The sequence below is a fragment of the Caryophanon latum genome, from assembly GCF_001700325.1.
Taxonomy (GTDB): domain Bacteria; phylum Bacillota; class Bacilli; order Bacillales_A; family Planococcaceae; genus Caryophanon; species Caryophanon latum.
On sequence record NZ_MATO01000038.1, the window covers coordinates 66,106 to 78,313 of the forward strand.

The window sequence follows — 12,208 nt, forward strand, 5'->3', positions numbered from 1 at the left end:
AAAATAGGAAGCGTGTTGATACGCCATTCAACTGGCATTTCGTGTATTGCGGTTCACTTTGTCTATGCGATGGCCCGAGTGTAGGCTCGACGGCGAACATAATTTATAGCTTGTGTAATGACGCTACTCGCATGCCTTAAGTTTCCACATATGGCTTACGGATTCTCACCGCACGCGCTACGTACGACAAAATCGCTTTGCTCTCCGTTTTGCAGCTGAAACAATCGATTCAGCTGTATAAAAGTGGCGTATTAACAGACTTGCAACAAGCCTTTAAAAATATTCTATTATTGTATAGTGAATCGTCGCGCGATAGCAAGACATTCGTATGACATAATCGAGGTACTTTTCGCGAGGTACGTATCGTTTTTTGTTATTTCACGATAAAAATGAACGGAATTCAGAAAATAATGTCGCAAATGTGTAAGTGATGGTATGATAATAGAGAGTTTTATTTAGAAGGGACGTTTACGAATGAAAATTGTACAGTTTATCGCTATTATACTGTTGCTTGCTTTTCCTTACAGTTATTTTGCGATGTTCATTCAATATGAAGTTGGTAATATACTCGGCTACGTAACAGGATTGATCGTGTTTATTATTGTCACAGTTTGGGCGGCATTACAGCGTCAGCTCATTCCGTTTATTCTCGGAGCGCTGGCAACGATGGTAACATCTTATGCATATGCAGGACGCCCGCACGCGAATGATTGGGAAACGATGTTTTTCTCATTCACGCCTGCGCAATATAGCTTATTGTTATCGATTATTTATGTCGTGTTAATGAGTATTTTATTTTATGTATTGCAGCCAAAGAAAAATGCATCATCGTATAGAAGTTACAGTACATCGCGTAAAAGACGTCGCTGGTAATGAATGATATTGTGATGTGATCGGCTCATTGACCAGTTCGATGCCGTATTTATTTCTCATATGTTGCTAAAAAAATTAGTGGCATGAAAATTGTTAACCAATACGTCTAAGTTCATATGTAAAAGAAAAGAATGCGTTGCAGGTCAAAGTTGACTCGTAGTGCATTCTTTTTATTTGTCGTTCGTACGTATATCTTCTGTTTAATGTTATAATAAAAGTACAATATCAGGTTTATTGATTAGCGTTTTTTATACATTAAAAGCTATTATTTTCAGCAATCAAACGGAAATAAATGCTGTATATGAGTAAGGAGCGTGCGGCGACACGTTTAGGGGAAAAGCTCTTGCCTTAACACCTCGGAAAGCGAGCCGCAATACGCGAACGGGCTAATCAACACGCTTGATACAATATGTGAAAAGGGGTGGGCGTATGAACATCGGTGTACCGAAAGAAATTAAAAATAACGAAGCACGTGTGGCGATTACACCAGCAGGAGTGGACGCATTTGTACGAGAGGGACATCGCGTCGTCATTGAAGCGGGCGCGGGCGTGTTATCATCTATTACCGACGATGAATATGTGCAAGCAGGGGCAGAAATCGGCACAGTAGACGACGTATGGGCAAGTGATCTCGTGTTGAAGGTAAAGGAGCCAATCGAGCAGGAATACGCATATTTTCGCAATGGGCTTATTTTATTTACGTACTTGCATTTAGCTGCAGAGCCAGAGTTAACGAAAGCACTTGTTGAACGTGGCGTCATTGCGATTGCGTATGAAACGGTCGAACTTCATCGTACGCTCCCTCTTCTCACGCCAATGAGCGAGGTGGCAGGGCGCATGGCTGTGCAAATTGGCGCACAATATTTAGAAAAAATTCACGGTGGTCGCGGCATTTTACTGAGCGGTATTCCAGGTGTCGAGCGTGGAAACGTCGTCATTATTGGCGGTGGTGTTGCAGGAGAAAATGCCGCGAAAATGGCAATCGGCTTAGGGGCAAACGTTACGATATTAGATGTTAGTGCGCATCGTTTAAAGCAGCTAGACGATCAATATGGACATGCCATTCAAACGATTATGTCAAATAGCTACAACATCGCTTCAGCGGTCGCTAACGCAGATTTAATAATTGGTGCGGTGTTAATTCCAGGCGCTAAAGCACCGAAGCTTGTTACCGAGCAAATGGTGATGAACATGCGTAAAGGGGCGGTCATTATTGACATTGCGATCGATCAAGGTGGCATTTTTGAAACGTCTACACATGTGACGACGCACGACAATCCGACGTATGAAAAACACGGCGTCATTCATTATGCGGTGGCGAACATGCCTGGTGCAGTGCCGCGAACATCTACGTGGGGACTTACGAACGTTACATTGCCTTATGCGTTGCAGTTAGCAAATTTCGGCATTAAGGAAGCGGCAAGACGCAATGAAGCGCTGCGAAAAGGTGTAAACGTTGCTGGTGGTGTCGTGACGTACGAAGCCGTAGCAGTTGCGTTAGGGCATGACTATATACCAGCTGAGCACGTTTTAGAAAATGTATAAAGAATCATATTGATGAAATAAAATAATTAAAAAAAGACGTATTTTATGAGTGTAGATGCTTATAAATACGTCTTTTGTATGCTTATTTTTAATAAACGATAAATCTTTAGGTTTTATAATGTGAGAAAAGGTGTAAAGGAATAAGGTAGAGGTTGAACGAACGGATTTTATAAAAAGGTGGTGATGAACATGTCTCAGCTATCGTATGTACGATATATGAACGCCATGCATATGCTGATTGAAAACGAACGCCGTGAGCTCGTTAGTGACTTGACGTTATATTTAGAGCGTTTAGCTATTCGTGAGCAGAACATTGTATACAGGCTCATTGCCTATAACGCAGAGGCGAATTACTACTTTCGCTACGGGGAAATGATTCATTCACAAAACATGGAGGAGCTATTGCATTTTGATGCAAATTCGTTGCCACCTGACAATCGCTGGATGATTTATCGCATTCGCTTACTTTATTTACTTCAGCATCAGCGCTACGACGAATTACAAACAGAAGCATTGCGTTACATTCGCTATGCACAAAAGAAAACGCGTTACAGTTCACGCTGCTTAGCAGAAGGGTATCGCATGCTCGCAATCAAACATTTAGCGTGCAAAAATTACGACACAGCATATGAGTGCGCACAGCTTCAGTCACATTACATGCAAAGTGACGACATCGCGACAAAAAACGATCACGTATGTGCGAAACTGTTACTGTTAGAGGCGAGCATTGAGGCGAAAAAGCAGCCGCGTATTTTAACGTTGCTACAAGAGTTACAAATGCCGCCGTTAATGGAAGGGTTAACGCGTGAATATCATCAGTTTCTTTTATTAAAGGCACGGTATTATTTAATGGTCGAGCGTTACAGCGATGCATTACATGTTTGTACGCATGTCATCGAGGAGCATACATTATCAAATGAGGAGAAAAAGCAGCTCTTTAAAACGAAGCTCGATTTATACAAAAAAGTAAATCAGCTCGTGCGTTACAATCAAACGAAGCACCAATACGAGCAATTTTTAAAGCATACGACGTTGACTCGTCCACGTGCAACGACGATGTATAGCAACGAGCTACTAGCGCCATTGCACGGGCAAATTACAAATGATGAGCCAGTCGTTGCAATCGTTTTGCAGCTAGAGCATACGCATAATATGACGTACGCACAAAAGCTTTTGCAAAGTTGTCAGCAATTGCACGACGTCGTATATGTAGAAATAATTTATCAAGAAGTACTACTCATTATGCGCATGCAAAGTGAGCAGCACATACACAAAATAATTGCTTCGTTGAAAGCGCAAGTTAGCGATGAATTACAACAAACATTATTAGTCGGTATAGCATGTCGCACCACATACGATGAGCAATCGATGGAGGAGCTTGTATTATGCGCTTACATTGAGTTTTTAAACGAGCGCGTTAAATGGGAGCGCGTGCAAATTGAAAATATTTCAGATGAGCAGTTATGCTAATGGAAAAGAGGTTAGAACAAAACAAGTGCCATTGGGAAATTCAACATTTCCCAATGGCACTTTTCTATTTTTGAAATTACTTTTTTGGGGAGATACATGTTTCAGGTGTAGTTTGATCTCCAGAGAAGTCCACTTTCACGACGAAGCATCCATTGTGAATTGTAACTGTTAAGCTTTTAATGCTTGTAGTCACGTATCGTACTTTACTGTAGCTGAATTGCTTCAACAAAATTAGCTGGTGCAACGTTAAGCAACGTTTCAATTGGGATCAATAGTCCGACTTTTCCGAGTGAGCGATGCGACATTGTAGCGAAAATAATACCGATGACGTCCATATTCTCATTAAACACTGGCGAGCCACTGTTGCCTTTATATACAGGCGCATCAATCATATACACAGCCGATGACCAATCTTCCAATAAAATCGGCTCCTTCAATACACCTTTATTCGCAATCATCGAAAATGATAGTGGGTTTCCTATAAATGTAATGGGCGCCTCTTCTATATAAGTAGGTGCTGATGCAAGTGAAACAAATGGCGCATCGGTCGTATCAATTTTTAAAATGGCACTATCGATATGTGGGAAGCTTGCGACGACTTCTGCCTCATATATGCCGTGTGATGGAAACGCCACTGTTAATGAAAGCGCATGATCAATGACATGCTCGTTCGTAATAATCCAGCCGTCTGCGCTAACGGAAAAACCTGTTCCTTTGCTATTTTCACTTCGGATTTCAACAATTGCTTCCTTCGCTTCTTGAATTGGCTGCTGCTGTGACAATGTAGCAGATGCCTTCATAAAGTCGACAGCTGGAATCGAGTACACTTCTAAAAATAGTGCGAGTGCGTTAATAAGTAGCACAAAAGCAGCGACGTACGCAACGATGCGAATGCGAAACGGCTTTCGCTTGATCGTCGCCTGTCCTTGTGCCCGACGTCTGCGCTCCTCTTTCGCCTCAGCCAATGCCTTTTCCTGCTCCTGTAGTACAAGCTCTAAAAATTCCTCTTCTGATAATGGTTCTTTATTATAATTATCATTCATGTTTGTCACCTCTTATTCGTAGTGTAGAAGACAACGGACAGTAGTGCAAATGATGGCATTTTTCAAGCGTGTTGAATGGTCATTTTAATAGCTATATACAAGGTGATTGAAATTTAGAATGCGAACGAGGCTCGAAATAAAAGGCGGACTCCAGCGTGACACGAAAGGCTCCCGCCACGCCTGCGGAAAGCGTGCCTCTATGTGGAGCATACTAACAAAACGCTAAAATATATTCACCGTCTCTATAAATGAATATTTTTCGCAAGCTTGCTGAAACGCCATCGTTATATAGTGAAATGCATAATTTTGGTTCATCACCTTAAGCTGGGGTTGACGCATAAAGGTTGCTTGAAACGAGAGGCGGACTCCTGCGGGAAAAGCGCGAGCCTCGAGACCCCGCAGTCGTGAGGCACGAACGACGAGGAGGCTTGAGGAAGGTGATAAACGCCACGTCCATGTGGCATCACCTTCATGACAAACATCGTGTTCGCCTCCGCGCCCGCGGAAAGCCTGCCTCGACGTGGAAAGCAACCCCAAGTTATGGTGAAGATCCATAATTTTTAGCAACTAAGTTGAAATAAATGCTGTAGATCGGTCGCAAGTAGCATGCGCTGAGACGCCTTGTGGAAAAGCTCGTAACTCAAAATCTGTAAGTCGCGAATATGCATTTTTAAAAATAATAACGTCAAAAGCTTTATTTCTATTTTTTTTACATATTTTTGGTTAAGAATTTTAAATAAACGAGCGAAAAAACGTTCTCAAATACGTAAAATTGTCACGAGCGACAAATTAAAGTGTTTCACAACAAGAATGTCGAATTAAAAAGAAAAAAGTTACACTATAGAAGTAAAATAAGTAAAAATAAATATTTTTTTCATTTTTGTCGTATTATATTGAAATACTTTAATGTGCGAAGTAAATATCTGTTTCATCTTTGATTAGTACAGTTTACAGTGGATATGAAAGGAAATCTAAATGTGTATAAGTACAGATTATTGTAAGAAATGAATGAAAAATCTTATTTATGCAAAATATTTATGTTGTTACGGTTACATGCTACTGAAAATAAAACTATTGCATAAAAACGTTGTGTAATGATAATGTGTTAACAAGCAGTTCACAAAACAGACAAAGAAACAGAAAAAAAGTGTGAACGACAGATATTTTTCGTGAGGGGGAGTTTTTATGAAAAAGAATCGTTGGTTAATTGCTTTGTCGGCGATTGCAATTCATTTATCAATCGGGGGAGCATATGCATACAGTGTGTATAAAAATCCAATTGTAACGGAGATGGGTTGGAATGCGACACAAGTTACGATTGCATTCACAATTATGATGGGGTTAGCCGGGTTTGCCGCGGCGATGTTTGGAAGCTTTGTAGAAAAAAATGGACCGCGTAAATCGGCCATGCTCGCAGCTGTACTATTTGGTTTAGGGCAAGCAGGAGCTGGTGTCGCGATCATGATTGATTCAGTTGTATTATATTGGGCAACATACGGTTTACTGAGTGGTTTAGGTATGGGGATTGGTTACATCGCGCCGGTATCGACATTAGTTAAATGGTTTCCGAATCGTCGCGGTTTAGCAACGGGTATGGCTGTACTAGGATTTGGTGCAGGGGCATTAATTACAGCACCAGTTGCAGCAAGCTTAATGCAAAACGTAGGCATTCAAAATACGTACTTTATTTTAGGGATTAGTTACTTCGCATTAATGATGTGCGGGGCATTATATATCGCGCCACCAAAGCCGGGCGAAGTAGAAGGATCAGAGTCGGTGAGCAAATACGGTCCAGCGAAAGTAGAAGCGCCGCAATTATCTGCGCGTGAAGCGGTTCGTACAAAACGTTTCTGGATGCTTTGGTCAATGCATCTAATTAACGTAACAGCAGGGATTATGATGATTTCAGTTGCCTCTCCAATGGCGCAAGAAATCGTTGGGTTATCGGTTGCAGGGGCAGCTACGATGGTTGGTTTAATGGGATTATTTAACGGTGGTGGTCGCCTTCTTTGGGCAGCAGGATCAGATTACATCGGTCGTCAAAACGTTTTCGTTATTTTCTTTACGATTCAATTGATTGCTTTCATCGTGTTACCGTTTACATCTAGCGTATTGCTATTCCAAATTCTTATTTTCTTAGTAGTAAGCTGCTACGGCGGTGGATTTTCAAACTTACCGGCATTTGCATCAGATATGTTCGGTACGAAGCAGCTTGGTGTTATTCACGGCTACTTATTAACGACTTGGTCACTTGGTGGTGTGTTCGGTCCGATGCTTGTAACAGCAATTTACGAAGGGGCAGGCAGCTACATTCCGGTGTTCTACGTGTTCACAGGCTTAATTGCAGTAGCCTTTATCATTGCGGTTGTATTACGTCGTGACATTGAGCGCATGAAAAAGCAACGCAGCACGCAAGTAACAGAAGTAGAAGTACAAACAACATAAATAAAAAAAGCTGTACGAGACGTCAAAGGAGACGAACCGTACAGCTTTTTTGTGTCTTAAATCGTGAGGTGTGGCGAACGGAACACTTTTTACGATCATTTTTGGAAATGCAGTTGACAAAAGATGTAATGATTTATATGATATTGATAATCATTTTCAATGAGAACTCTCTCAATTAGAAAGTTGGAAGGACGTACATATGATGAACATTAACCAATTAATCGAGCTTTATGCACAGACACCAACGCATTTTGCTAATATTTTTTCAACGACATTGGCTTCTAAAAGCGCTTGTCCGATTCGTAATATTAATCCGAAAATGAACTATTTTTTATTTCCGTTAAAAGGGCAAGCAAAAATTTCAATAGAAGACATACAATATGCTGCACAATCCAATCATATTTTACATGTTGGTCCGCATACAGAATGTTACATTACGGTGACGAGTGTACAGCCGTTTCAATATGTCGTATTAAGCTACGAGGTGCTAGGTGAGGAAAATGTATTGCCGCATCATTATAGCTATGAAGTAGACGATGTAGCACGTTGTACGCATTTCATTACGCATATGCTACAGCTTGCACAAACGCCAGGAAGCTATGCACGTTTACAAAGTCAGACGTTATTTATGCAGTTTCTCGAGGAGTTTTTAGTAAGTGCGAAGCGAAAAAAAATGACACCAAAAAGCGAAGTCGTATCATTTGCGGTCGCTTATATGCACGAGCATTACGCAGAAGACTTATCGATCGCCCAATTAGCAGAGCGTGTCGGTGTTGAGCGTCGACGCTTTAGCGAGCTATTTGAAGCAACGATTGGTATGAATCCGAGTCAATATTTAATGGAGCTGCGCATTAAAAAAGCGAAGGAGCAGTTGCGCACATGTGAATGCTCGGTAGCAGAAGTCGGCGAAAATGTCGGCTATTATGATTGCTTTTACTTTAGTCGCGTATTTAAAAAATGTACAGGCTTATCACCGTCGATTTATCGCAAAGAGCATAAAGATTTAGTCATTAGCTAAACATGATGTGGGCAATTGATGCTCACATCATGTTTTTTATAATTGTAGGTCTGTTAATACGCCACTTTTATCGAGATGAATCGATTGTTTCAGCTGCAAAACTAAGATCGAAGGATGGCTAGCGCGTGTGGCGAGCCTTCTTAAGGTCTTAGGGAAAAGCTCGTGTCTCAATCTTCCTTGTCGTTCGTGCCTTACGACTGCGGGGTCTCGAGCGATTACTCGTCGCAAAAGAAACGTTCGCTGTTCTTGCAGAAGTCTGCCGCTCGTTTCAAGCAACCTTTATGCGTCAACATAAGCTTACCGTGATGAGCTATAAAGGGGAAATTTACGTTATGTAGATTTTTCGTGTTTTTTCGCGTATGAAAACTTCAGTGATAAAAGTGTGGTATAATGAAGGAATATATTTTGGAATTAAAGGACGAACATTATGACAATAACTTTGACACATCAAGTGCAAAGCTTGCGTGAAAAGCTGATGAAGTATGTACAAGCATGCGTCGAAAAGCAACAAGTAGACACGGAAGCTGCACAATATTTTTTAGAGGAACTAAGGGCACTGCCTACGATGCCACGTTACACATTAACAGGGCTATCGCAAGTAGGCAAAACAGCGATTGTTGACGTATTACTCGGGAAAGTAGCAGCGAACTGTGTAGATGGCACTTATTTTATTCATGAAAATGTGCATATGCTGTACCCGCAAAATACATTTTTACACGATTTAGATTATTTAGAAGAGCTCATTTTACATGTTTCAGAGCCACATGTGATCGATGAACAGAGCGATACTATTTTATGGGTGACGCAGTACGGAAATATTGGCAGTGAACAGGAAGTGAAGCAGCTAGAAGCGTACACGGCAGCAGGTAAGCGCATTATTGGCCTCGTAAATATGATTGATATTCACGACCAGCTCGTTGATGAACCGCTACAGCAGCACATCGATGAGCAATTAAAGCCGATCTCCCCGTTTTTAGCACACGTTTTTCCGATTTCAGCGTCATATGCTCAAGCAGCGCAAGAATTTTACGATGATGATTTGTATCAACGAAGCGGTTTTTTACAGCTTGAGGCATTTTTAGAAAATAATGAAGCATTTTATACAGAGCAAATGAAGCAATGTTGGGAATTATTTACGCCATTTATTGAATATATTGAAGCGTTGATGAAAACGGCATATAAGGACATTGCGCCACTCATTGCGAAGTTTGAGCTGTCGATTCAACATGTTGTTGATGCGCAAGATGAGGAGCTTGTACGGCTGATTAATATGCCATTAGAGCAGTATGTGCCAGCATTTGATGGGGATATCGCATCGTACATGCAGCATGATGATTTTTTCCAGTCGTCGATGCGTGATTTAGTACTACAGGCAGAGACGTTATTTTTAACGCCAGCGACGATGCAAGAGTTAGAAGATTTAATGATTGTGCTGCTGCATGATGAGGAAGAAGCATTGCCGCAGTATCATGTGTATTACACGATGAAAAAGCTATATTTGGCATTTTCAGAGCAAGTAGAAGAGCTTGCGCGAGAAAACAAGCGACAAGCATTACGCGCATGGCAGCAAGCACAAACATTTACGTTTATGCAGCATGACGATATTACTGCATACCGTGAAGCATATGAGTTCCATGTGACGTTTATCGATAAACTATCGAAGCTGTTTGAGCAGCCGTTACCGATTACATTGCAAGATGTTGAGCTAACGTTAGAGGAAAATGTACCAGCTGTTGTAATGGATTCACATTATGCATTACCATTTACGTTAGAGGCGTTAATTAGCGCATATTTAGGAGAGCATATTACGAGCTTCTTTGATGAAACGGAGCAACATTTAGAGGCGACTGAAAGCGTCATTCGTGAAATGACACAAATTGTCGATAGCGCGATTTGCGACAAGGAAATGATGGTGCAATTTCAAGAACGTTTAGAACAAACCGAAACGATTAATGAGCTACTATTATTGTTTGACGATAAATTTGACGAGCAAGAAACGATGGATCAACGCTTTGAGCTTTTTCATGAACTGATTGAAAATTACCGCATGATTGAGGCGAAAATGGATGTATATGACGAGCAAGCGCAGCAAACGTTAACGCAGCACGAGGAAGCATATGCGGCCATTATTGCAGCGTATCGTCATTATGCGCTATTAACGAATCACGACAAGCAGGAGCTGCGAGCGATTGCACAAGATTACGATGGTATTCAAGCGTTTCGTCAGCAGCAATACGAGGAGCTAGACCGTGCATATCGTGAGCTAGACGAACAAGCGACGGAGCATAAGCAAATATTGATTCACCAATACGACCACTATATGAAGCGCTATAAGGAGCAAATGGATCAGCGAGAATACGTCATGTCTGAGTGGCGTACAGCGTTAGAGGAGCGTCAAGAAATGCTCGTCAAGCGCGATCGTCTGCGTATTTTGCAAAATAGTAAGCTTGTTGTAGAGCATGTTGAGCAGCCAGCATTGCGAGCGTTAGAGCAGCGAATCGAATTATTGCTACTGCGCATTGAGCAACTATATGACTATGATTTACCTGCATTGCCGACATATGATGCGGCACTTTATAACATCACTCCGATTAAGGAAGCGACGTTGCCAGTAGAGTACGAGGTAAAGCAGTTTACACAAATTGAGACGATTCCAGTAAAGTATGATAAAATGCCGTATCGAGGCTTAATTATTAGCGGTTGCTCGGTTGCGACTGCAGCGGTACTATTTGGTTTAATATACGGCGTGCTATTTTTACTAGGCATGGTCGAAACACCACTACATGAAGTGTTGTTCAACAGTTTATAGTACGACAAAAAAAGCGTGATCGGAAAACGAACTCTTCCGATCACGCTTTTTTGTTAGTCGATTTGCTTGTTCGCGATTGATTCTTTGCCTGACTCTGTATCAAATACGAATTTACCGACGATTGCAGCAAGAATACCACCGACAATTGGTGCGACGATGAATACCCAAAGCTGCGTTAATGCTTCGCCACCTGCAAATAATGCTGGGCCGAAACTACGTGCTGGGTTAACCGATGTTCCAGTTAACGGAATACCTAATAAGTGAATTAACACAAGCGTAAAACCGATCACTAAGCCTGCTAAGTTTGCATTTCCTTGTTTACCTGTTACGACAATAATAACTAATACGAATACGAAAGTTAAAATAAGTTCTACGACAAACGCGCCACCCATACCGAGTGCTCCGAAGCTGTTTTGTCCGAAGTTCGTCGTTGATAAGTTAGATTGTACAAGGAAGTAATAAAGTGTTAATGAAGCAAGTACTGCTCCGATTAGCTGACCTACAATGTATAAGCCAAGCTCTGTTGCGTTAATGCGCTTGTTGACAAACATTGCTACTGATACAGCTGGGTTTACGTGACAGCCCGAAACTGTACCGATACAATATGCCATTGCAACGATAGATAAACCGAATGCCATTGAAATCCCTAAAATGCCAACGCCTTCAATGCCGCCACCGAGTACGGCTGTTCCTGTACCGAATAAGACGAGCACGAACGTACCGATAATTTCTGCGACCATTTTGTTCATATGATCATCTCCTATTTTCATTAAATGTAATACATTTACACATTTTACCTTAAAATGAAACTAATATAAACAACAAAATGAAAAATATTTCACAAAGATAACATTTTTTCCTTACATATATAGACGGTGAATGTATTTTAGCATTTTGTTCGTCGGCTCTCCACATCGAGGCAGGCTTTCCGCGGGCGTGGCTCGAGCCTGTAGTCTTTCGCTCACGCTTTTCCCGCAGGAGTCCGCCTCTTGTTTCGAGCCTCGT

General features: G+C 41.4%; 8 protein-coding genes. 6 read left to right on the forward strand and 2 right to left on the reverse strand.

Annotation, left to right across the window (positions count from 1 at the left end; genetic code table 11):
* Window positions 1-474: 474 nt before the first annotated feature.
* From A6K76_RS10830 to A6K76_RS10840, 3 genes are all read left to right on the forward strand, one after another.
* Window positions 475-873, forward strand: a complete 399-nt coding sequence (locus tag A6K76_RS10830; protein ID WP_066464949.1) for a hypothetical protein — start codon at window positions 475-477, stop codon at window positions 871-873.
* A 429-nt stretch (window positions 874-1,302) separates the two neighbouring features.
* Window positions 1,303-2,418: an alanine dehydrogenase gene (ald, locus tag A6K76_RS10835; RefSeq protein ID WP_066464950.1), complete on the forward strand. Its 1,116-nt coding sequence runs from the start codon at window positions 1,303-1,305 to the stop codon at window positions 2,416-2,418.
* Window positions 2,419-2,607: 189 nt separating this feature from the next.
* Window positions 2,608-3,888, forward strand: coding sequence for a hypothetical protein (locus A6K76_RS10840; RefSeq protein ID WP_066464951.1), 1,281 nt, complete (start codon window positions 2,608-2,610; stop codon window positions 3,886-3,888).
* Between the two features lie 203 nt (window positions 3,889-4,091).
* Here A6K76_RS10840 and A6K76_RS10845 read toward each other — a convergent pair whose 3' ends face one another.
* The gene (locus A6K76_RS10845; RefSeq protein WP_066464952.1) at window positions 4,092-4,931 is read right to left on the reverse strand and encodes a S1C family serine protease; all 840 of its coding nucleotides are present in this window, start codon (window positions 4,929-4,931) and stop codon (window positions 4,092-4,094) included.
* Window positions 4,932-6,116: 1,185 nt separating this feature from the next.
* Here A6K76_RS10845 and A6K76_RS10850 point away from each other — a divergent pair.
* From A6K76_RS10850 to A6K76_RS10860, 3 genes are all read left to right on the forward strand, one after another.
* Entirely contained in the window at window positions 6,117-7,376 is a 1,260-nt protein-coding gene (locus tag A6K76_RS10850; protein WP_066464954.1) for an L-lactate MFS transporter, read from the forward strand.
* Between the two features lie 202 nt (window positions 7,377-7,578).
* Complete coding sequence (locus A6K76_RS10855; RefSeq protein WP_066464963.1) at window positions 7,579-8,394, forward strand: helix-turn-helix domain-containing protein; 816 nt, start codon at window positions 7,579-7,581, stop codon at window positions 8,392-8,394.
* A 427-nt stretch (window positions 8,395-8,821) separates the two neighbouring features.
* Window positions 8,822-11,203, forward strand: a complete 2,382-nt coding sequence (locus tag A6K76_RS10860) for a P-loop NTPase family protein (protein ID WP_066464965.1) — start codon at window positions 8,822-8,824, stop codon at window positions 11,201-11,203.
* A gap of 53 nt (window positions 11,204-11,256) precedes the next feature.
* Here the strand turns inward: A6K76_RS10860 and A6K76_RS10865 are convergent, their stop codons facing one another.
* Window positions 11,257-11,952, reverse strand: a complete 696-nt coding sequence (locus A6K76_RS10865; protein ID WP_066464967.1) for an MIP family channel protein — start codon at window positions 11,950-11,952, stop codon at window positions 11,257-11,259.
* Window positions 11,953-12,208 lie beyond the last annotated feature (256 nt).

Bases quoted from the DNA above. Each gene is read 5' to 3' on its own strand.
- A6K76_RS10845 (WP_066464952.1), bottom strand. From the start codon at position 4,931: ATGAATGATAATTATAATAAAGAACCATTATCAGAAGAGGAATTTTTA.
- A6K76_RS10860 (WP_066464965.1), top strand. From the start codon at position 8,822: ATGACAATAACTTTGACACATCAAGTGCAAAGCTTGCGTGAAAAGCTG.
- A6K76_RS10865 (WP_066464967.1), bottom strand. From the start codon at position 11,952: ATGAACAAAATGGTCGCAGAAATTATCGGTACGTTCGTGCTCGTCTTA.
- ald (WP_066464950.1), top strand. From the start codon at position 1,303: ATGAACATCGGTGTACCGAAAGAAATTAAAAATAACGAAGCACGTGTG.
- A6K76_RS10830 (WP_066464949.1), top strand. From the start codon at position 475: ATGAAAATTGTACAGTTTATCGCTATTATACTGTTGCTTGCTTTTCCT.
- A6K76_RS10850 (WP_066464954.1), top strand. From the start codon at position 6,117: ATGAAAAAGAATCGTTGGTTAATTGCTTTGTCGGCGATTGCAATTCAT.
- A6K76_RS10855 (WP_066464963.1), top strand. From the start codon at position 7,579: ATGAACATTAACCAATTAATCGAGCTTTATGCACAGACACCAACGCAT.
- A6K76_RS10840 (WP_066464951.1), top strand. From the start codon at position 2,608: ATGTCTCAGCTATCGTATGTACGATATATGAACGCCATGCATATGCTG.